This window comes from Paracoccus lutimaris (assembly GCF_003337565.1).
Lineage (GTDB): Bacteria > Pseudomonadota > Alphaproteobacteria > Rhodobacterales > Rhodobacteraceae > Paracoccus > Paracoccus lutimaris.
The window spans coordinates 68963-89920 of sequence record NZ_QPJL01000013.1; the positions used below are offsets into that span (position 1 = coordinate 68963).

General features: G+C 64.1%; 22 protein-coding genes. 12 read left to right on the forward strand and 10 right to left on the reverse strand.

Annotation, left to right across the window (positions count from 1 at the left end; genetic code table 11):
* Window positions 1-99: 99 nt before the first annotated feature.
* The gene (locus DFP89_RS12780; RefSeq protein WP_114349778.1) at window positions 100-1029 is read left to right on the forward strand and encodes an ABC transporter ATP-binding protein; all 930 of its coding nucleotides are present in this window, start codon (window positions 100-102) and stop codon (window positions 1027-1029) included.
* Window positions 1026-1787, forward strand: coding sequence for an ABC transporter permease (locus DFP89_RS12785; protein WP_114349779.1), 762 nt, complete (start codon window positions 1026-1028; stop codon window positions 1785-1787). The genes DFP89_RS12780 and DFP89_RS12785 overlap by 4 nt, the downstream gene beginning before the upstream one ends.
* Window positions 1788-1876: 89 nt before the next feature.
* On the opposite strand, the gene DFP89_RS12790 is transcribed toward DFP89_RS12785, so the two are convergent.
* The 3 genes from DFP89_RS12790 to DFP89_RS12800 all read right to left on the reverse strand — a co-directional run bounded on the left by DFP89_RS12790 (window position 1877) and on the right by DFP89_RS12800 (window position 3349).
* The gene (locus DFP89_RS12790) at window positions 1877-2269 is read right to left on the reverse strand and encodes a hypothetical protein (RefSeq protein ID WP_114349780.1); all 393 of its coding nucleotides are present in this window, start codon (window positions 2267-2269) and stop codon (window positions 1877-1879) included.
* A 224-nt stretch (window positions 2270-2493) separates the two neighbouring features.
* Complete coding sequence (locus DFP89_RS12795; RefSeq protein ID WP_181870330.1) at window positions 2494-2844, reverse strand: MliC family protein; 351 nt, start codon at window positions 2842-2844, stop codon at window positions 2494-2496.
* 28 nt (window positions 2845-2872) lie between these two features.
* Window positions 2873-3349 (reverse strand): hypothetical protein, encoded by a 477-nt coding sequence (locus DFP89_RS12800; protein WP_114349811.1) that lies wholly within the window; start codon window positions 3347-3349, stop codon window positions 2873-2875.
* Between the two features lie 109 nt (window positions 3350-3458).
* On the opposite strand from DFP89_RS12800, the gene rimO reads away from it, so the two are divergent.
* Both rimO and DFP89_RS12810 read left to right on the forward strand, forming a co-directional pair.
* Complete coding sequence (rimO, locus tag DFP89_RS12805) at window positions 3459-4826, forward strand: 30S ribosomal protein S12 methylthiotransferase RimO (protein WP_181870334.1); 1368 nt, start codon at window positions 3459-3461, stop codon at window positions 4824-4826.
* A gap of 28 nt (window positions 4827-4854) precedes the next feature.
* Window positions 4855-5358 (forward strand): cysteine hydrolase family protein, encoded by a 504-nt coding sequence (locus tag DFP89_RS12810; protein WP_114349813.1) that lies wholly within the window; start codon window positions 4855-4857, stop codon window positions 5356-5358.
* Window positions 5359-5397: 39 nt separating this feature from the next.
* Here DFP89_RS12810 and DFP89_RS12815 read toward each other — a convergent pair whose 3' ends face one another.
* Window positions 5398-6273 (reverse strand): hypothetical protein, encoded by an 876-nt coding sequence (locus tag DFP89_RS12815; protein ID WP_114349782.1) that lies wholly within the window; start codon window positions 6271-6273, stop codon window positions 5398-5400.
* Window positions 6274-6431: 158 nt separating this feature from the next.
* Here DFP89_RS12815 and DFP89_RS12820 point away from each other — a divergent pair, with 158 nt between their 5' ends.
* The 5 genes from DFP89_RS12820 to DFP89_RS12840 all read left to right on the forward strand — a co-directional run bounded on the left by DFP89_RS12820 (window position 6432) and on the right by DFP89_RS12840 (window position 11187).
* On the forward strand, window positions 6432-7307 hold the full coding sequence (locus DFP89_RS12820; protein ID WP_245948719.1) for a sulfotransferase family protein: 876 nt from the start codon (window positions 6432-6434) through the stop codon (window positions 7305-7307).
* Between the two features lie 70 nt (window positions 7308-7377).
* Window positions 7378-9033: an energy-dependent translational throttle protein EttA gene (gene ettA, locus DFP89_RS12825; protein WP_114349784.1), complete on the forward strand. Its 1656-nt coding sequence runs from the start codon at window positions 7378-7380 to the stop codon at window positions 9031-9033.
* A gap of 82 nt (window positions 9034-9115) precedes the next feature.
* Entirely contained in the window at window positions 9116-10018 is a 903-nt protein-coding gene (locus DFP89_RS12830; protein ID WP_147273313.1) for a hypothetical protein, read from the forward strand.
* A 117-nt stretch (window positions 10019-10135) separates the two neighbouring features.
* Window positions 10136-10912, forward strand: a complete 777-nt coding sequence (locus tag DFP89_RS12835; protein WP_114349814.1) for an SDR family oxidoreductase — start codon at window positions 10136-10138, stop codon at window positions 10910-10912.
* Window positions 10909-11187, forward strand: coding sequence for a putative quinol monooxygenase (locus tag DFP89_RS12840; protein WP_114349786.1), 279 nt, complete (start codon window positions 10909-10911; stop codon window positions 11185-11187). The genes DFP89_RS12835 and DFP89_RS12840 overlap by 4 nt, the downstream gene beginning before the upstream one ends.
* 3 nt (window positions 11188-11190) lie before the next feature.
* On the opposite strand, the gene DFP89_RS12845 is transcribed toward DFP89_RS12840, so the two are convergent.
* The 6 genes from DFP89_RS12845 to iscR form a co-directional block, all read right to left on the reverse strand.
* The gene (locus tag DFP89_RS12845; RefSeq protein WP_114349815.1) at window positions 11191-12201 is read right to left on the reverse strand and encodes a GlxA family transcriptional regulator; all 1011 of its coding nucleotides are present in this window, start codon (window positions 12199-12201) and stop codon (window positions 11191-11193) included.
* Window positions 12202-12270: 69 nt separating this feature from the next.
* On the reverse strand, window positions 12271-13542 hold the full coding sequence (locus DFP89_RS12850; RefSeq protein ID WP_114349787.1) for an AI-2E family transporter: 1272 nt from the start codon (window positions 13540-13542) through the stop codon (window positions 12271-12273).
* Window positions 13543-13630: 88 nt separating this feature from the next.
* The gene (locus DFP89_RS12855; protein ID WP_114349788.1) at window positions 13631-14854 is read right to left on the reverse strand and encodes a saccharopine dehydrogenase family protein; all 1224 of its coding nucleotides are present in this window, start codon (window positions 14852-14854) and stop codon (window positions 13631-13633) included.
* 54 nt (window positions 14855-14908) lie between these two features.
* Window positions 14909-16015 carry a carboxynorspermidine decarboxylase gene (gene nspC, locus DFP89_RS12860; RefSeq protein ID WP_114349789.1) on the reverse strand — a complete coding sequence of 369 codons (1107 nt, stop codon included), beginning with the start codon at window positions 16013-16015 and terminating at the stop codon, window positions 14909-14911.
* Between the two features lie 103 nt (window positions 16016-16118).
* Entirely contained in the window at window positions 16119-17144 is a 1026-nt protein-coding gene (locus tag DFP89_RS12865) for a Gfo/Idh/MocA family protein (RefSeq protein WP_114349790.1), read from the reverse strand.
* A 3-nt stretch (window positions 17145-17147) separates the two neighbouring features.
* Window positions 17148-17606, reverse strand: coding sequence for a Fe-S cluster assembly transcriptional regulator IscR (gene iscR, locus DFP89_RS12870; protein WP_114349791.1), 459 nt, complete (start codon window positions 17604-17606; stop codon window positions 17148-17150).
* A 163-nt stretch (window positions 17607-17769) separates the two neighbouring features.
* Here iscR and DFP89_RS12875 point away from each other — a divergent pair, with 163 nt between their 5' ends.
* From DFP89_RS12875 to DFP89_RS12885, 3 genes are all read left to right on the forward strand, one after another.
* Entirely contained in the window at window positions 17770-18429 is a 660-nt protein-coding gene (locus DFP89_RS12875) for an alpha/beta hydrolase (RefSeq protein WP_114349792.1), read from the forward strand.
* 41 nt (window positions 18430-18470) lie between these two features.
* Window positions 18471-19613, forward strand: coding sequence for an HD domain-containing protein (locus DFP89_RS12880; RefSeq protein WP_114349793.1), 1143 nt, complete (start codon window positions 18471-18473; stop codon window positions 19611-19613).
* Between the two features lie 108 nt (window positions 19614-19721).
* Window positions 19722-20936, forward strand: coding sequence for an NADP-dependent isocitrate dehydrogenase (locus DFP89_RS12885; RefSeq protein WP_114349794.1), 1215 nt, complete (start codon window positions 19722-19724; stop codon window positions 20934-20936).
* Window positions 20937-20958: the final 22 nt, after the last annotated feature.

Genomic DNA, 20958 nt, shown 5'->3' on the forward strand with positions numbered 1-20958 from the left:
TCGGCGGGCGGATTGTGCTTCGCGGACCCGGGGCTTACGTCCAATGCGCCCGGCCCACGACCCCAGGCCCCCGGCCCAAGCCAAAGTCAAGGAGGGCGCATGCGTCCGATCATCGATATCGACCACCTCTCGAAACGCTATGACAGCGGCACGGTGGCGCTGAACGACGTCTCGTTGCAGATCAACGAGGGCGAGATCCTCGCGCTGCTGGGGCCGAACGGCGCCGGCAAGACCACGATGATCTCGATCATCTGCGGGCTTGTGGTGCCCACGGGCGGCACCGTGCGCGTGGGCGGGCATGACATCCGCACCGACTGGCGCGGCGCGCGCAAGCTGATCGGCCTCGTGCCGCAGGAAATCCTGCTGGAGCCGTTCGAGAAGGTCATCGACTGCGTGCGCTTTACCCGCGGCCTTTACGGCGAGCCCCCGGACGAGGCCTATGTCGAACAATTGCTGCGCAGTCTGGCGCTGTGGGACAAGCGCGATGCCCGCACGCGCGAGCTGTCTGGCGGCATGAAGCGCCGGGTCTTGATCGCAAAGGCGCTGTCGCACCGGCCCAAGGTGCTGTTTCTGGACGAACCCACGGCGGGCGTCGACGTGGCGCTGCGGCGCGAGATGTGGGCGGTGGTGCGCGATCTGCGGGCGCAGGGCGTGACCATCATCCTGACCACGCATTACCTGGAAGAGGCCGAGGACATGGCCGACCGCATCGGCGTCATCAATCGCGGCCAGTTGTTGCTGTGCCAGCCCAAGGCCGAGCTGATGGGCGAATTCGGCAAAAAGCATCTGACCATCCTGCTGGACCAGCCGCTGATCGCGCTGCCTCCGATACTCAAGGGGCGCGGGCTGACGCTGTCGCCCAGCGGAAACGCGCTGGGTTACGACTATGACACGCGGGCCGAACGCACCGGCATCGCCCGTCTGCTGGCCGATCTGGCGGAAGCGGGCATCGCCGTGCGCGACGTCTCGACCAAGCAAAGCAGCCTTGAGGAAATCTTCATCTCTCTGGTCGAGGAGCCGCAAGCATGAACTGGCGTTCCGTCCGCGCGATCTTTGGCCATGAAATGGCGCGGTTCTTCCGCACCGTCTGGCAATCTCTGGCCTCGCCCGTCCTCAGCACGGTCCTGTATTTCGTGGTCTTCGGCGCGGCCATCGGCGGCCGCATCCAGTCGGTCGAGGGCGTGCCTTACGGCGCTTTCATCGTGCCGGGCCTGATGATGCTGACCGTGTTGCAGCAATCGGTCAGCAATGCCAGTTTCGGCATCTATTTCCCGAAATTCTCGGGCACGATCTATGAGTATCTGGTCGCGCCCACCGGCTGGATCGAGGTCACGCTGGGCTTTGTCGGCGCAGCGGCGGGCAAGGCGGTGCTGATCGCCATGGTGATCCTGCTGACCAGCTTCTGGTTCAACGGCGTCCATATCGCGCATCCGTTCTGGATGCTGGCCTTCCTGATCCTGACCGCGACGGCGTTTTCGCTGCTGGGCTTCATCATCGGGCTATGGGCCAAGAATTTCGAGCAGTTGCAGATTGTGCCGATGATGGTGATCACGCCCTTGGTGTTTCTGGGCGGGGCGTTCTACTCGGCCAACATGCTGCCCCCCTTCTGGGAGGGCGTGGCCAAGCTGAACCCGGTCCTTTATCTGATTTCCGGCTTTCGCTGGGCATTCTTCGATCTGGCCGACGTGCCGGTGGGGCTGTCGCTGTTCGCGGTCGGGCTGATGATCGTTGCCTGCATGGTCGCGATCCGCTGGATCTTCCTGACCGGCTGGCGGCTGCGGGAATAACTTGCGGGAATGATGGGACCAGAGGCGGGCGCCCGCATCAGGCAGTCAGCGGCGCCCCCTCCTCGGATGGCCCCTGGTCCCGGCCGCGCTCAGGCCCCTGCGGGGTCCGGCGTGGCAACGGCTAGGCCGGTCGCCTGGCTGGTGACGGTGACGACATTGCCATTGCGGGCAAAGCGATAAAGCGTTTCGGGATGGCCGGGCAGGCCGAACTGCACCTTGTCGCCATCGGACAGCGCCATGAACATCTGCAGGGGCTGCGGCGCGCTGTCGCTGACATAGGTCGCGACCACCTCAAGGGTCTTGTCCTTGCCTTGCGTGTAATAGACCGACATGTCGGCCTGATCGCTATTGAGCGTTGCGCCGGCCAGCGGCGCGGCCAGACGGATCGTTGTTTCGGCGCCCATCCCCGCCGAGGCAGGCAGGGTGGCGGCGAAAAGCGCGGTGGCAAGGGTGGTGGCGGCAGCGGCGGACAGGGTTTTCATCTCGGCTCCTCGGGGGAAGTTTACATTGGAAACTTTGTTGAGTCCGAGATGGGAATGAAAGTGATCGCTGTCAACATGTGGCGGGCCGGATCGACCGGCAGGCGGCAATGACGTTGCGTAATGGCTGCGGCGTCCTGCCAAAGGGCCCGTCATGACCGAAAACGGCCCGCCTCCCTTGCGGGAGCGGGCCGTCCTGTCGGTTTCTGGCCGTGTTTGCCCCGTGCTTATTCGGCGGGGGCGCAGTCCATAGCGGGGTCTTCGGTCATGGTGTCATCCAGCGTGGCGCTGTCGCCCTTGCTCCACCATTCATGCGCGCCCGAGACATAGCGCGCCCCCGAGGCCGAGACGGTGGCCACAAAGACCCGCTCGCTGCCATCGACGGGGATCAGCGCCAGGCTGTTCTCGCCCGCGTTGATGTATTGCACCGCAAAGGGCGCGCCGCCGGCGCAGGAATAGCGCGCGGTGGTGATGTTCGCCTCCGCGCCGGTCTCCAGCGGGATCGTCAGGCTGGCGCCGGCGAAAGCCGGGGTGCAAAGGGCGATGAACAGGGCAGGGGCCCAGCGGAAAGCGGTCATTCTCATGCTCCGGTGATAAAATGCGGCCTTACTTGCGGCAGAGCCGCGTTTGCGGATCCAGCCGGACATATTCCTTGGCCGAGATCTTCTGGATCTTTAACGAATGTTTCCAGGTCGAGTTCCAGCGATCCAGAATGCCGTTGCGATAAAATCTGGCCATGATCTCATCGACCAGCGGCGGGATGATGGTGGTGTTGGGGATGCGCGGCGCGTGGAAGCCGACCGTTCCGTCAGGGGCAAGGCAGGCATTGGGCATGGTGATCAGGATCGTGCAGGCCGAACCGCAATAGCCCCGAATCTCGACCGGGCGGCCGCTGGCGGCCAGTTTGTTGCGATACTGGACCATCTCGATCACGTTGCCGCCGCGATTGTTGGCGATCACGATCGGCTTGCCGCGCGGGGCGGCCTCGACCGGCGGGGCGGTGGTGGTCGCGACACAGGCGGCAAGCGTCAGGGTCAGGCCGATAAGGGCCGGGATTCGGGCGATATGGCGGAGCGTTTTCATGGCGCGCAGATTGCCATATCGCGGCAAAGCGCGCCAAATGACGTTCCGGTGTATGCGCCGCCCGCGCTTCGTGCTTAACAACGGCCGCGCCGCGCATTATATGCCGGCCATGAGCCAGAACCCGCCCCAGCTACGCCCCGACCTTGCCCCCGCGCCGATCTTTGACAGCGCGCGCCGCGAAGGCCAGCCGACCATCGGCATGGTCAGCCTTGGCTGCCCCAAGGCGCTGGTGGACAGCGAACGCATCCTGACCCGCCTGCGGGCCGAGGGCTATGCGATCAGCCCCGATTACAAGGGCGCGGGCGCGGTGATCGTGAACACCTGCGGCTTTCTGGACAGCGCCAAGGCCGAAAGCCTGCAGGCCATCGGCGAGGCTCTGGCCGAAAACGGCAAGGTGATCGTCACCGGCTGCCTTGGGGCGGAACCCGAATACATCACCGGCGCGCATCCGTCAGTTCTGGCCGTGACCGGCCCGCAGCAATATGAACAGGTGCTGGACGCGGTGCATGGCGCCGTGCCACCCAGCCCGGACCCGTTCATCGACCTGCTGCCCGCCTCGGGCGTCAGCCTGACGCCGCGCCATTACAGCTATCTCAAGATTTCCGAGGGCTGCAATCACGCCTGCAAGTTCTGCATCATCCCCGACATGCGCGGGCGTCTGGTCAGCCGTCCCGCCCATGCGGTGATGCGCGAGGCCGAAAAGCTGGTCGAGGCAGGGGTGCGCGAATTGCTGGTGATTTCGCAAGATACCAGCGCTTACGGGCTGGACCGCAAATACGCCACCGAACGCGGCCACCGCGCCCATATCACTGACCTTGCGCGCGATCTTGGTTCGTTGGGGGCATGGGTGCGGCTGCATTACGTCTATCCCTATCCGCATGTGCGCGACCTGATCCCGCTGATGGCTGACGGGCTGGTGCTGCCCTATCTGGACATCCCCTTCCAGCACGCCCATCCCGACACGCTCAAGCGCATGGCGCGGCCGGCGGCTGCGGCAAAGACGCTGGACGAGATCGCCGCATGGCGCGCGGCCTGCCCCGACATCACCCTGCGCTCGACCTTCATCGTCGGCTATCCCGGCGAGACCGAAGCCGAGTTCCAGACCTTGCTGGACTGGCTGGACGAGGCGCAACTGGATCGCGTCGGCTGTTTCCAATACGAAAACGTCAAGGGCGCGCGGGCCAACGACCTGCCCGATCACGTCCCCGACGAGGTCAAGCAGGACCGCTGGGACCGCTTCATGGAAAAGGCGCAGGCGATTTCCGAGGCCAAGCTGGCCGCCAAGGTCGGAAGCCGGATCGAGGTGATCGTGGATGCCGTGGATCAGGACGGCGCCACCTGCCGCACCAAGGCCGACGCCCCCGAGATTGACGGCAACCTGTTCATCGACGAAGGTTTCGAGGCGCTGAGCCCCGGCGATATCGTCCCGGTGACCGTGGACGAGGCCGGCGAATACGACCTTTGGGGACGGCTCTGATCCCCGGCAAGCAACGGAAGGGATGGGCATGACCCGTGCGCTGATCGTCATTGACGTGCAGAAGGAATATTTTCCCGGCGGCAAGGCGCCGCTGTTTCAGGCCGAGGAAACCGAGGCCCGGATTCTGGACGCCATGGCGCGGGCGCGGGCGGCGGGCGACCGGATCATCCTGATCCGCCACGAGTTTCCCGCCGATCAGCCGATCTTTGCCGCCGGAACCCCCGGCACCGAGATCCGCGACGGCATTCTGGCGGCGGCGGGCGATGCGCCGGTGGTGACCAAGAACTATGCCGATTCCTTTCAGGGCACTGACCTGATGACGCATCTTGAGGGCGTCGACAGCCTGCTGATCTGCGGGATGATGACCCAGAACTGCGTCGTCTTCACCGCCATGTCGGAACATGCCGCGCCGTTTCAGGTGACGGTGCTGGGCGATCTCTGCGCCGCGCCCTCGCAACTGGTGCATGGCGTGGCGCTGAATGCGCTGCGGTCCAAGCGGGCCATGGCCGAAACCGCAACTGTCTGGCCCTGAGACCGGCCCTGAGACCGGTCCCGCGGCGCAGGACCGCGCCTAAAGGCAACCCTCCAGCAGCTTTTCCAGTTCGGCCGCATCGCGGCGATAGCGCGCCATGGCGCGTTGCAAGGTCGCCTGCATGGTGGCCTTGGTCGCCATCAGGTTTCCCGAGGTCTCAAGTCGCCGGTTGAAGGCGCCCTCAAGCTCGCGGTTATAGCTGGCCATGGCCTTGGCGATCTGGGCGACGGCGCTGATATGCTTGGCATCGAGGCTGCCACCGGGCGTTCCGGCATCCAGCGTGTCGGCGCTGCGCTGGATCAGGCCGGCGGCCAGCTCGATCCCGGCCTCGCCGGTACGGGCCCCCGATGAGGGGCCGCCCTGCGCATTCACGATATTGTCGAGGCTGGACCAGCCCCCCAGCGCGATATCAGCGCTGCCCTTGGCCATCGCCCCGCCCGCGCCCTTGGGCTGGGTATGGGTCAGCAACCGCTGGCCGGCGGTGCGGAAGAATTCGGTCTTGGAGACGCTGCCATTGGCCAGCCCCACCGCCGCGCCGCCAATATCGCTGGTCGTCTGCACGCCATCGGCGATCTTGCGCGCCAGATCGCCCTGCTTCATCCCCATGGACTGCATCAGCGCTGCCGCCAGATCCAGCGATGCCAGCGAAGTCTTGTGGATGATGTCGACCACCAGCCACAAGCGGCCGTCGTCGTTCAGCCGGTCCAGTTCGGCCGACATGACGCGGTATTCGCGCTCGGCGCCGGCGATCAGGTGGCGCAGATTGGTCAGCTTGGCGCGGTTGTCGCGGCATTGCGCGGGCGGCACCACCCGGTTGCGGCGCATGGCGTCGTCGATGGAATGCGTGGACTTGCGCTGGCGCGGCAGGGCATAGGGCACGCCCTTCCAGCCGTTGTTTTGCAGGAAACTCGTCATCGTGAACCTCTCCGTCTGGACCGCAGGTTAGCGGCATCGGCCAATCCTGTCGATGCGCCGCAAAGGGCTTTTGCGGCATTCGCGCCAGTGTTGCCGAATTTCGCAGACGCGGCGCTTTCGCCGCTGATGCGGCTGCCCTAGTTAGGACGGGACTGGTGATGACAAGGGCGATACGGATGGACTGGGACCCCGAAGGCAAACCCCGCAAGCCCGACATTCTGGGCATCGGCGCGCAGAAGGCGGGCACGACCTGGATGTCGCAGATGCTGGGCCAGCACCCCGACATCTGGACCCCGCCCTTCAAGGAGGCGCAGTTCTTCAATCACCGCTATATCGAAGAGCATCGCAAATGGCTGCCCTGGCACTTCCGCCGTGGCCGGATCAACATCCAGAAACGCTGGGATGCGCGCGGGCAGGAGATGCCCAAGGAAATGCAGCGCTATCTTGACCGCATCGCGCGCGAGCCGATGTTCACGAACCACTGGTACAAGCTGGTTTTCGCCCCCGCGCCCGCCCATGCCAAGGCCATGGACGTGACGCCTGAATATTCGACCCTGCCCGCCGAAGGGGTCGAGTTCGTGGCGAAATTCCTGCCGCAGGCCAAGTTCATCTATATCATCCGCCATCCGGTCGATCGCGCGATTTCGCAGCTCAAGATGAATCTCATGCGCGCCCGCCGCCGTCCCCAGACCGTCGAGGACTGGCTGAATGAGGTCGAGGACCCGGTGCTGATGGATCGCGGCGACTATCTCAGCTATGTGCCGCGCTGGAATGCGTGTTTCGGGCCGGACCGGCTGCTTTACCTGCCCTTCGGCATGATCGCGCATGATCCTTTGGGCTTTCTGCGCCGGATCGAGGGCTTTCTTGACCTCAAGCCCTTCGATTATCGCGATGTCGGGCGCAAGGTGTTTGCATCCGACGCGGCGCTGACCGTTCCCGACAAGGCGCGAGCCCGGCTGCGCGAGAAGCTTGAGCCGCAGTTCGGATTTCTTGACCGGACCTTCGGCCCGGAATTCGTCGGCCAGCTTCGCTGAGCCTTTTCCTTTTGCCGCCGCTCGACTACATATCCGCGACAATCACGGATTCAGCAGACGGGGAAAGATCATGGCCTCCTACCAGTATGTCTATCACATGGACGGGGTGTCCAAGACCTATCCCGGCGGCAAGAAGACCTTTGAAAATATCCGCCTGAACTTCCTGCCCGGCGTCAAGATCGGCGTCGTGGGGGTGAACGGCGCCGGTAAATCGACGCTGCTGCGCATCATGGCCGGTATCGACAAGGATTTTACCGGTGAAGCCTGGGCCGCCAAGGGCGCGACCGTGGGCTATCTGCCGCAGGAACCGCATCTGGATCCGGCGCTGAACGTGCGTGAAAACGTCATGCTGGGCGTCGCCGCGAAAAAGGCCAAGCTGGACCGCTATAACGAGCTGGCGATGAACTACTCGGACGAAACCGCCGAGGAAATGGCCAAGCTGCAAGACGAAATCGACGCGGAAAACCTGTGGGATCTGGACAGCCAGATCGACGTCGCGATGGAGGCCCTGCGCTGCCCGCCCGACGATGCCGATGTCGAATCGCTGTCGGGTGGTGAACGCCGCCGGGTGGCGCTGTGTAAGCTTTTGCTGGAAGCGCCCGACATGCTGCTTCTGGACGAACCGACCAACCACCTTGACGCCGAAACCATCGCCTGGCTGCAAAAGCACCTGATCGAATATCCCGGCACCATCCTGATCGTCACCCACGACCGCTACTTCCTTGACGACATCACCGGCTGGATTCTGGAACTGGATCGCGGTCGCGGCATCCCTTACGAAGGCAATTACTCGGCCTGGCTGGAACAAAAGGCCAAGCGGCTGGAACAGGAAGCGCGCGAAGACAAGGCCAAGCAAAAGACCCTTGAGCGCGAGCTGGAATGGATCCGCGCCGGTGCAAAGGCCCGTCAGGCCAAGCAAAAGGCCCGGATCAACGCCTATAACGAACTGGCCGGCCAGTCCGAGCGTGAAAAACTGTCCAATGCCCAGATCATCATCCCCAATGGCGAACGTCTGGGCAACAAGGTGATCGAGGTCGAGGGCCTGAAAAAGGCCATGGGCGACAAGCTTCTGATCGAGGACCTGACCTTCTCGCTGCCGCCGGGCGGCATTGTCGGCGTGATCGGCCCGAACGGCGCCGGCAAGTCGACGCTGTTTCGCATGCTGACCGGCAATGAGGCCCCCGATGCCGGTGCCATCACCTTTGGCGATACGGTCAAGCTGAGCTATGTCGATCAGTCGCGCGATGCGCTGGATGCCAACAAGACCGTGTGGGAGGAAATCTCGGGCGGGGCAGAGCAGATCGTTCTGGGCGACGCGACGATGAACAGCCGCGCCTATGCCTCCGCCTTCAACTTCAAGGGCGGCGACCAGCAGAAGAAAGTCGGCCTGCTGTCGGGCGGTGAACGCAACCGCGTCCACATGGCCAAGCTGTTGAAATCGGGCGGGAACGTCCTGCTGCTGGACGAACCGACCAACGATCTGGACGTCGAAACCCTGCAGGCGCTGGAGGCCGCGCTTGAGGATTTCGCCGGTTGCGCGGTCATCATCAGCCACGACCGTTTCTTCCTTGACCGGCTTTGTACGCATATCCTCGCCTTCGAGGGCGACGCCCGTGTCGAATGGTTCGAAGGCAATTTCGAGGATTACGAGGCCGACAAGGTCCGCCGCCTCGGCCCGGATTCGATCGAGCCCAAGCGGGTGAAATACAAGAAGTTCACCCGTTAATCCGATGTGGCCATGGCGCAGACCGCCTGAGGATGCCCAGGCCGCGCTGCCGTCCGGCGATGCCTTGCTGGACGGTGGCGCCGTGGCCCGCCTGCTTGCCCGCGCGATCAGCCGCGGCGAGGGGGCCAGTCTGCTGCGATTTGGCGATACCGGCGGGCGCATCCTGGCGCGGCCAAGGCCGGACACGCCGGCATGGGCCTATCTTCAGGCCTTTCTGGGGCGCGACATCACGCCCGATCAGGTGGAATGGCTGGGCCAGCGTATCGAGGATGCGGCGATGAAAGCCGATATCGTCGGCCTGCGCAGCGACCTTCTGGGACCGCCATTGCCAGATGACGTTCTGTCGCTGCCCGATGACCAGATCGTGCCGCGTCTGATCAGCCTTTACCCGATCCGCAATTACGAGCGGGGCGCGCTGAACCCCGATGATGCCCGCCGTCTGGCCGAGACCCGCCTTGCGATGCAGCGCTTTCGCTTCAACAAACACGCGGCGCTGACGAATGCCTGGGCGCATGTCGATCTGGCGGAAAACGGCTTCATCGCGGCGCTGCTGAAAGAGTCGCGCTCGGTCGCGCTGATCACCTCGTCCACCCGCAAGGGCGTGGTCACCCGGCTGAACCAGAAGATGAACGGGCGTCTGCGCTATTACGAATGCCCGGCCTATCCGAACCGTGAGCGCCTTTGCGGCGGCGATCACGGCTTTATCTGGGACCGGTGGCGGCTGCTGCTGGACAAGGTCGCCCCCGCCTATCCGGGCGAGCCCCTGCTGATCAGCGCCGGGATCTGGACCAAGCCGATTGCCATTTCCAGCGCGCAGCGCGGCAGCGTGGCGCTGGATTTCGGCTCGGTGCTGGACTATTTCGACGATGCCGCGACCCGGCCCGCTGTTCTGGCCGACCGCTATGGCGATGCGAAGGCGGTTCCAAGGGAACTGACGCTGGACGGCCAGTTTTCCCGCGGCGAAACGCTGGCCGATTTCACCTGAAAGGCCGCGAGGCGGATCCCGCCGCGACCTTCCTTGCCTTGCAGGCATGGCTGGACTGCGCCTGCCGGGCCGTTAAACTTGGTCCTCGGGATGAAACAGCACCAAATGGACGCCGCCATGACCAGCAAGACCGTCTTGATCACCGGGGCAGGCTCGGGCTTTGGGCGCGGGGTCGCGCTGGGGCTGGCGCGGGCCGGCCACAAGGTCATTGCCGCCTGTCATATCTGGCCGCAGGTGACCGATCTGCGCGCCGAGGCTGCGCGCGACGGGCTGGAACTGCGGGTCATCAAGCTGGACGTGCTGTCTGAGATCGACCGCAGCCACGCGCTGGCGCTGGATTTCGACGTGCTCTTCAACAATGCCGGGATCATGGAATCCGGTCCCGTCGCCGAATTGCCGCCCGAGATCGTCCGCCGCATCTTTGACACCAATGTCTTTGCCGCGCTGGAAATGGCGCAGGGCGCGGCGAAAAAATTCATCAGGGCGGGTGGCGGGCGGATTGTCTGGACATCTTCGGTCGCCGGGCTGGTCAAGGTGCCCTGGGACGGCGCCTATTCGGCCAGCAAATACGCGGTCGAGGGCTTCTGCGCCGCCCTGCGCGAGGAACTGGCCCCTTACGGCGTTCAGGTCTGCACGGTCAATCCCGGCGCCTATCGCACCGGCTTCAACGATACCGGCATGGAATCGCAGGACCAGTGGTGGGGGCAGGGCGAACGGGTCATGGCGCATTGGCCCGTGCGCGAACTGACCCGGCAGGCCGATCCCGCCGAGATGATCACCGCCATGATCGGGGTCATCACCGCCGAACATCCGCCCTATCGCACCGTCCTGCCCAAGGCGGCCGAGGACATGGCCCGGCGCGAGCAGGCCGAGGAATGGGATAAGCGCCTGTGATCTGGGTCACCGCCCGTTTCCGCGCCCGCTCCGGTCAGGCCGAGGCGCTGGTCGCCCTGCTGCGCGATCTGGCCGGGCACAGCCGGACCGAGCCGGGCTGCGTCGAATACGGCTATTACCAAAGCGGCGACGAGTTCACCTCGATCGAGGTCTGGGACAGCCCCGAGGCCGAGCGCGCCCATGACAACACCGATTTTCTGGCGGGGATCCTGCCCCGGATCCTGCCGCTTCTGGACGGGCGCCCGCAGGTCACGCGCTGGTCGCGCATCGCCTGAAGCTTAGGCTAGGTTCTCGACGCCCTGGCTTTGCTGGCGCCACAGGTCGGGGGTGATCCCCTCGCTTTCGCGAAAGACCCGGATCAGATGCGAGGCGTCGCAAAAGCCGGTTTCCTCGGCGATGCGCGTCACCGTGCGGTCCGAGCGGGTCAGCAGCATCCGCGCCTGCGCCAGACGGATGCGGATCGAGGCATCTGCCGGCGGGATGCCCAGATCGGCGTTGAAGTGACGCTCCAGCTTGCGCCGGCCGACGCCCAGATCGCGGGCGATGCGGGCAATCGGCAGCGGCGCTTGCAGGTTCTGCTGCATCGCCAGCAGGGCGCGGCGCACCAGCGGGTCGCGTGCATTCAGCTCCAGCGGCAGGCCGGGCTGGGGGCGGTCGCCCTGCATCGGCTCGTCGATCATCAGGATCGACAGGCTCTTGCGCGCGACGGCACCGCCGATATGGCGGTCGACCAGAAAGGCCGCCAGATGCGCGGCGCTGACGCCGCCCGAACAACTGAGCCGGTCGCGATCGACGACAAAGATCTGGTCCGAGACCGGGCGCATCTTTTCAAATTCGGCCAGAAAATCCTGATGGTGGAACCAACTGACGCAGCAGCGATAGTCGTCCATCAGCCCCAGCCGCGCCAGCGCGAATACCCCGGTGCACAGCCCGCCCAGAGGCACGCGCGCCTGCGCCGCGCGGCGCAAAAATGTCGCATGTTCCGAAGAGAGGCCCGGCCCCCCCTCGATCAGCCCGCCGACCACGAAGATATAGTCAAAGCGCGCCGGGTCGCCCAGCCGCTCGTCCGGCTCGATCCTTGCGCAGCACGAGGCCTGAACCGGTGCCATGTCGGTCGACAGCACCTTCCAGCGGCAACGGATCGGGCGCGAGCCATCGCCGTCATCTGCCGCCAGCCGCAGCACGTCGACAAAGGTCGCAAAGGCCGACAGCGTGAAGCGCGGGGCCAGCAGAAAGCCGATGCGCAGCCGGGGCTGGCTCTGGTCGGGTGGGGGGGATGTGTCCGGCATGCGTCGCGAATCGCCCATTGGCTATGTCGCGATCATGCCATGTTTGCGCCACTTATCCAGTGAATCGTATCAGGCCCTGCCGGCCGCCTGATCGGGGGCCTCGTCCTCGTCGTCATCCTCAAGCGCGGGGGGCGCCTCGCCGGCCAGGAAGTTGCCGAACTTGTTCAGACCGGGAATATGCTCGGCCAGCACGCGGATCACCACAAGGACCGGCACGGCGACGATCATGCCCAGAACCGACCACAGCCATGCCCAAAGCGCGACGGTCAGGAACACCACCACCGTATTGAGCTGCAACCGGCGCGAGACGAAGAACGGCGTGATCAGCTGCCCCTCCAGCGACGTCAGCGCCAGATAGGTCAGCCCGACCATCAGCGGCGTGAACAGATCGTCATAGACGAAAAGCGCGATCAGCGCCGCGATGATGACCCCGGTGACCGAGCCCAGATAGGGCACATAGTTCAAAAGAAAGGCCATCAGCCCGAACAGGAACGGGCTGGGCATGCCCCAGACCCACATCGCCAGACCGACCGTGACGCCCAGACAGGCATTGATCAGGGTGATGGCGCCCAGATAGGTGCCAAGACTGTCCTCGATCTCGCGCAGGGCCATATAGGCGGCGCGCTTTTCGCGCATCGTGTCAAAGCTTTGCACGATTTTCAGATAGATCAGGTCGCCCGAGGAAATCAGGAAGAACAGCAAGAACAGCGTGAAGATGATCTGGCCGACAAAGGCCGGGCCAAGGTTCAGCACACTGGCCAGGGTCGAGGTCTCGGGCGTGGTCTGGACCTGAACCTCGATCTTCTGGTCCGGCTGGGCGGGCTGGCCCGGAGAGGCGGGGCTGCTCAGCGTGCCGGTCAGCGTGGCATCGGGGGCCAGCGTGCCGGGCGGGGCCTCGGGGCTGTCGCCGCCGCCGGTGATCTCATCGAGCTTTTCGGCGGCGCGTTCGATGCCGCGGAAGTTCTGGCGAATCTCGGTCAGGCGCTGTTCCAGCCGGGTCGAGATCTGGGGGGCGTTCTCGATCAGCCGGTTCACCGGGCCCGAGACCAGAAACCCGATCACCACCACCGACACGACCAGCCCCAGCGAGACGATGGCGGCGGTGACGGTGGCACTGACGCCCAGCCGCTCCATCAGCCGGCGAAAGGGGATGAAGACAAAGAACAGAAGGATCGCCAGCGTCACCGGCATCAGAAAGTTGCGGGCCTGCGCGAAAAACCCGAAGAGCAGGATCAGGAAAATGCCGATCACCGCCCAGTTGGCGACGGTGCCGACGCTGGGCCGGGCCGCGCCGTCCGAGCTTGGGAACATATGCGGGCGGCGGTTTTCGTCAGGCGTCATGCACCGTTTCCTCCTGTTCGCAGGTTGGAAACGACAAGGCCCGCGCCGAGGTTCCCCGGCGCGGACCTGTCGATTGGGTCAGGTCGGATCAGATCGGGTGATCGCCAGTCGCGTCAATGACGCGGGTGGGCAGGCCCAGATCGCCCAGCAGTTCAAGGAAGGGGCGGGCGGGCAGGTCCTCGACATTGACCATCTTCCTGACGTCCCAGGTGCCGCGCGCGACCAGAATGGCGGCGGCGACCGGGGGCACGCCGGCGGTATAGCTGATGCCTTGGCTGCCGACCTCGTTCCAGGCGTCCTTGTGATCGGCGACGTTATAGATGAAGACCTCGCCCGGTTGGCCGTTCTGGGTGCCCTTGACCAGATCGCCGATGCAGGTCTTGCCCTCATAGTCGGGGGCAAGGCTGGCGGGATCGGGCAGCACGGCCTTGACCAGCTTCAGCGGCACCACCTCAAGCCCTTCGGCGGTTCTGACCGGCTGTTCCGACAGCAGGCCAAGGTTCTGAAGCACGGTGAAGACGTTGATGTAATGCTCGCCAAAGCCCATCCAGAAGCGCACATCGGCGTCCTTGTAGCGGGCGGAAAGGCTGTGGACCTCGTCATGGCCGGACAGATAGGCGGTGCGCTTGCCGACGACGGGCAGGTCCCATTCGCGCCCGACCTCGAACATCTTGTTCGAGCGCCATTCGCCGCCCTGCCAGCTATAGACGGTGCCGGTGAATTCGCGGAAGTTGATTTCCGGGTCGAAATTGGTCGCGAACCAGCGGCCATGGCTGCCGGCGTTGATGTCGACGATGTCGATCGAGTCGATCTTGTCGAAATATTCATCCTCGGCCAGACGGGCATAGGCGTTGACCACGCCGGGATCGAAGCCCGCGCCCAGAATGGCGGTGATGCCGGCTTTCGCGACGGCCTCGCGCCGTTTCCATTCGTAGTTTGCATACCACGGCGGGGTTTCGCAGACCTTGGCCGGGTCCTCGTGGATGGCGGTGTCCAGATAGGCGGCGCCGGCCTCGATGCAGCCATCCAGCACGGTCATGTTCACGAAGGACGAGCCGACGTTGATGACGATATGGGCGTCGATCCTGCGGATCAGCGCGGCCACGGCCTTGCTGTCCATCGCATCCAGCGGATGCGCGCTGAATTCGACCTGATGACCCTTTTCACGAATGCTCGCGATGATCTTGTCCGCTTTGGCGACGGTTCGGCTGGCGATATGCAGCGTGCCGAATTCCTGCGCGTTTTGCGCCACCTTATGCGCGACCACCTGGGCGACGCCACCGGCGCCGATGATGAGCACGTTCTTGGCCAATTCAGTCTCCTTTTCAGGGCAGAGGAATGGGTTGGCTAGGTCTGAGGGAAGCCCTCAGGACAGGCTGGATTTGTAGTCGTCATAGGAAAACCGGCGGACCTCGCGGATCGTTCCGTCTTCCTCGCGCAGTGCGATGGCGGGCATGGCCACGCCGTTGAACCAGTTCTTCTTGACCATGGTATAGCCGGCGGCATCGGCAATGCTGATGCGGTCGCCGACCTTAAGGGGCTGCGGGAAGCGCCCCTCGCCAAAGATATCGCCCGCAAGGCAGGTCTTGCCGGCGATCTGATAGGCATGATCGCCCGATTGCGGCAGCTTGGCGGTTTCGCGATAGATCAGAAGATCCAGCATATGCGCCTCGATGCTTGAATCGACGATGGCCACGTCCTTGCCATTGTGGATCAGGTCCAGAACGGTGACCTCAAGCGAGGAGGATCTGGTGATGCTGGCCTCGCCCGGTTCCAGAAAGACCTGGACGCCGAATTTCTCCGAGAATGCCTTCAGGCGGTCGGCAAGGCGGTCCAGCGGATAGCCCTCGCCGGTGAAATGGATGCCGCCGCCAAGGCTGACCCAGTCCAGTTTGGCAAGGAAGCCGCCGAATTCGGCCTCGATCCGCGAAAGCTGGGCGTCGAACAGGTCGAAATCGCCGTTCTCGCAATTGTAGTGGATCATCACCCCGGAAATGCGGTCCAAGGCCGATTCCAGCCGCGGCAGGTCCCATTCGCCAAGGCGCGAGAAGGGGCGGGCCGGGTCGGCCAGATCAAAGCCGCTGGTCGAAAAACGCGGGTTCAGGCGCAGGCCCATGGCAATGCCGCGTTCCGCCGCCCTGGCGCCAAAGCGGTCCAGCTGGCCAAGGCTGTTGAAGATGATCTTGTCGGCGTAACCCAGCGCCTCGTCGATTTCATGATCCGCCCAAGCCACGGAATAGGCATGGGTTTCCTTGCCGAATTCCTCATGCCCCAGCCGCAGCTCGAACAGCGAGGACGAGGTGGTGCCGTCCATGAAGGGCCGCATGAAGTCAAAGGCCGACCATGTCGCAAAGCATTTCAGCGCGAGCAGGCATTTCACGCCCGAGCGTTCGCGCAGATACTGGATGCGCTCCATGTTTACCCGCAGCTTCGCAAGGTCGATCAGGTAGTAAGGCGTCTGCAGATCGGACATGGTGCGGGTCCCCCGGTGGCGAAACCGTTGAAGGTCAAAAGGAATGGCTCATTTAGGGCCACGCGGGCGGTTTCGCAAGGAAGGGTGACGCTTGCGTGACGGATCAGACGCGCAGTCGTACCGGCTGGCCCGAGCGCACGGATTCGTCCGCCGCAAGGCAGACCGCCAGCGAGGCGACCGCATCCTGCATGTGCCGCGTCAGGTCGGTATCATTCGCGATGGCGCGGGCCATGAAGGCGGCTTCGGCATCGCAGAGGTCCTGATGGCCCGGCTCTCCGTCCATCGACAGGTCCTGATCGGGCTGGCCGACCCGGTGCAGCCGCAGCTTCGAGGTCTGCGTATGGGTGTCGATATCGTCCGAGCGCGCGTCAGCCGGCATGCGGATGCTGACGGCGCCATTCGGGCTGACCACGTCTTTGACGAAAAACGCCGTATCCGACATCATCGGACCCCAGCCCGCCTCATACCAGCCCAGCGAGCCGTCGTCGAAGATCACCTGGAAATGGCCGTAATTATACATGTCCCCGGCGATCTCGTCCGACAGGCGCAGGCCCATGCCGCGCACCTCGACCGGGGCGGCGTCGGTGATCTGGCACATGACATCGACGTAATGGACGCCGCAATCGACTATGGGGGGCGTGGTCTGCATCAGCGCCTTGTGGACCGCCCATGTCGGACCCGAGCTTTGCTGGTTCAGGTTCAGCCGGAACACATAGGGGCCGCCAAGGGCGCGGGCTTCAGTGATCAGGCGTTGCCAGCTTGGGTGGTGGCGCAGGATGTAGCCCACGACCAGCTTGCGGCCGGTTTCCCGCGCCGTCTCGACCACGCGGCGGGCATCCGCGACCGTGGTGGCAAGGGGTTTCTCGACAAAGACATGCGCGCCGGCCCGCAAGGCGGCGATGGCATATTCGGCATGGCTGTCGGAATAGGTGGCGATGACCACGATATCGGGGCGCAGGCGCTCCAGCGCCTCGTGAAAGTCGTGGCTGAAGGGGATACCCGCCAGTTCCGGCGGCAGCGCGATGCGCGAGCGGTTTACCAGCCCGACCAGTTCCGCGCCCGGCTGCCTTGCCCATGCCAGCGCATGGCTGCGCCCCATATTGCCAAGGCCGGCGACCATGACCCGCATGGATCAGTCGTCCACGATCGACAGAAGCTTGGGCAGGGCGGGGCAGGGCAGCAACTGGTTGCGCGCCACGTCCGCCAGCGTGTGATTGTGCAAGAACACATAAACATGCGCCGACAGGCTTTCCCAGAGCCGGTTCGAGAGCGTCTGCGCCCGCGACCCCGAGACCCCGCCCGAGGCACCGGCGCCGACATGCATGGCGCTGACGGTTTCATCCACCGCCTCGAGGATCTCGGCGATACGGATCGTCTCGGGGGCCTTGGCCAGCCGGTAGCCGCCGCCCGGCCCGCGCACGGAATCGACCAGTCCGGCGCGGCGCAGGCGCACGAAAAGCTGTTCCAGATAGGGCAGCGAGATGTCCTGCCGTTTCGAGATCTCGGCCAGCGAGGTCAGGTCATCGCCCTTGGCAATGGCCAGATCGACCAGCGCGATGACCGCATAGCGGCCCTTGGTTGACAGTTTCATCTTGCCTCTCCTCTGCCCGCGACGCATAGACAAAACGCGCCACGGGGCCCAAACCCCGGGGCCGTCCTTGAATGCGTCTTGCCTTGGCCGGGCGCGCTTCCCAGATAACGATCTAGAGCCGCGCCGCCACAGGGTCAAGAAACCCGAGTTTCAAAGGAAGCCCATGCCCGAACTGATTTTCCCCGGCCCCGAAGGTCGTCTGGAAGGCCGTTATCACGCCCAGCCCAATCCCGACGCCCCCATCGCCATCATCCTGCACCCGCATCCGCAATATGGCGGCACGATGAACAACCGGGTCGTCTATAACCTGCATTACGCCTTTCACCGCATGGGTTTTACCGTCATGCGGTTCAACTTTCGCGGCGTGGGCCGCAGCCAGGGCGAGTTCGATCAGGGCATCGGTGAATTGAGCGATGCCGCCTCGGCGCTGGATTACCTGCAGGCGATGAACCCCAACTCCAAGCATTGCTGGGTCGCGGGTTTCAGCTTTGGGGCCTGGATCGGGATGCAGCTTTTGATGCGCCGGCCGGAAATTACCGGCTTTATCAGCGTGGCGCCGCCGGCGAACTTGTATGATTTCTCGTTCCTGGCACCTTGCCCGGCCTCGGGGCTGATCATCAACGGTACTGCCGACCGCGTGGCGCCGCCCAAGGACACGCATGCCCTGGTGGGCAAGCTGCGCGAGCAAAAGGGCATCACCATCACCCATGAGGAAATCGAAGGCGCGGACCATTTCTTCCGCGATGACGAGATCTACATGAAGCCGATGATCGACACGGTGCAGACCTATGTCCGCCGCCGCCTGACCGAGACGACGCGGTGAGTGATGAACGGACCGGGGCTCTGCCCCGGACCCCGGGATATTTGAGTGAAGAAGAAACGGCGCTGGAGCGGCGTTTTACGTTTCTGAACGAGGCGGACCGGCTGAAATCCGTCGACCGCGCCAATGTGCTGATGGACCTGTCGCGTCCCGAAAACAGTGCCGAGCACAGCTGGCACGTGGCGCTTTATGCGATGGTGTTCGGGGCTTCGGACCGGGCCATCGCCATGATCCTGATCCATGATCTGGTCGAGATCGACTGCGGCGATCACCCGATCCATCTGGCCCATGACATGGCGGCGCTGGCCGCTGCTGAAAGTGCGGCCGCCGAGCGGCTGTTTGGCCTGCTGCCCGAGGGCGCGGCGCTGATGGCGCTTTGGCGCGAATTCGAGGTCGGCGAAAGCGCGGATGCGCGCATGGCCAAGCGGATGGATCACGTCCAGCCGCTGTTTCAGGTGCTTTGCGCGGCCTCGCCGCTGCCCGATCATATTGCCATTGTGCAAGGCAATATGCATGGCGGTCGCGCCGCGCGGCTTTGGTCGGAATGGCCCGAGGCGATGGCGGCCGCGACGGATTTGCTGGAGGGCCGGGCGCCCGTGGGCGAGTTGGCGCAGCGGCTGGCCTTTCTGGCCGAGGCCGACCGGTTGAAGTCCGTCTATCGCGCCAGCACGCTGGGCGATGCCTCGCGCCATGAAAACAGCGCCGAACACAGCTGGCACCTGGCGCTTTATGCGCTGGTCATGGCCCCCCATGCCGGGGCAGGCACAGATATCGGCCGCGTCATCCGCATGCTGATCCTGCATGATCTGGTCGAGATCGACGCCGGCGACGTGCCGATCCACGCTGCGAATGGCGCCGCCCATCACGGTGCTGCGCAGGCTGCCGCCGAAGAGGCCGCCGCCAGGCGCATCTTCGGGCTTTTGCCTGCGGCGCAGGGGCAGGAATTCCACGCGCTTTGGGCCGAGTTCGAGAAGAATGAGAGCCCGGATGCGGTATTTGCCAAATCGCTGGACCGGGCACAGCCGGTGATGCAGAACATTGTCTCGGGTGGCGGAAGCTGGATCGAATATGAGGTGACTTATGCCCAGCTGGTAGAGCGGGTGGGTGTGCGCATCGAACGCGGGGCGCCGCATCTGTGGCGCTGGCTGGACGCGCGGGCGCAGGGGTTTTTCAACCGCCCGCAATAGGCCTGCGACAGAATGTTTCGAATGGTATGCAATCGCATACCGGCCTTTCCTTTTACGGCGAATGCCGCTATAGCGCGGGCGAGCCGAATCTAACCAAAGGGACCACCCATGTCGAAGATCAAGGTAGCGAACCCTGTCGTCGAGCTCGACGGCGACGAGATGACCCGGATCATCTGGGATTTCATCAAGCAAAAGCTGATCCTGCCCTATCTCGACGTGAACCTGAAATATTACGATCTGGGCATCGAGGAGCGTGACCGCACCGACGACCAGGTTACCGTGGACTCGGCCGAGGCGATCAAGAAATACGGCGTCGGCGTGAAATGCGCCACCATCACTCCCGACGAGGCCCGCGTCGAGGAATTCGGCCTGAAGAAGATGTGGAAATCGCCCAACGGCACCATCCGCAACATTCTGGGCGGGGTGATCTTTCGCGAGCCGATCATCGCCAAGAACGTGCCGCGTCTGGTGCCACATTGGACGAAACCGATCATCGTCGGCCGCCACGCATTCGGCGACCAGTACAAGGCCACCGATTTCCGCTATCCGGGCAAGGGCACGCTGTCGATCAAGTTCGTCGGCGAGGATGGTGAGGTGATCGAGCACGAGGTCTATCAGGCCCCCGGCTCGGGCGTCGCCATGGCGATGTACAACCTTGACCAGTCGATCATCGATTTCGCCCGCGCCTCGCTGAACTATGGTCTGAGCCGTGGCTATCCGGTCTATCTCTCGACCAAGAACACCATCCTGAAAGCCTATGACGGCCGCTTCAAGGACCTGTTCGCCAAGGTCTATGCCGAGGAATTCGAAGAGCAGTTCAAGAAAAAGGGCATCCATTACGAGCATCGCCTGATCGACGACATGGTGGCCTCGGCGCTGAAATGGTCGGGCGGCTATGTCTGGGCCTGCAAGAACTACGATGGCGACGTGGAATCCGACATCGTGGCGCAGGGCTTTGGTTCGCTGGGGCTGATGACCTCGGTTCTGATGACGCCCGATGGCAAGATCGTGGAATCCGAAGCCGCGCATGGCACCGTGACGCGCCATTACCGCGAGCATCAGAAGGGTAACCAGACCTCGACCAACTCGATCGCCTCGATCTTTGCCTGGACCGGCGGGCTGAAGCATCGCGCGAAGCTCGATGACAACGCCGCGCTGATGAACTTTGCCGAGACGCTGGAGAAGGTCACCGTGAAGGCGGTCGAGGGTGGTTACATGACCAAGGACCTCGCGCTGCTGGTCGGGCCGGACCAGAAATGGATGACCACCATGGGTTATCTGGAAAAGGTCGACGAATATCTGAACAACGCGCTGATCGGCTGATCGGGCGACAGGCAGGTTGCGA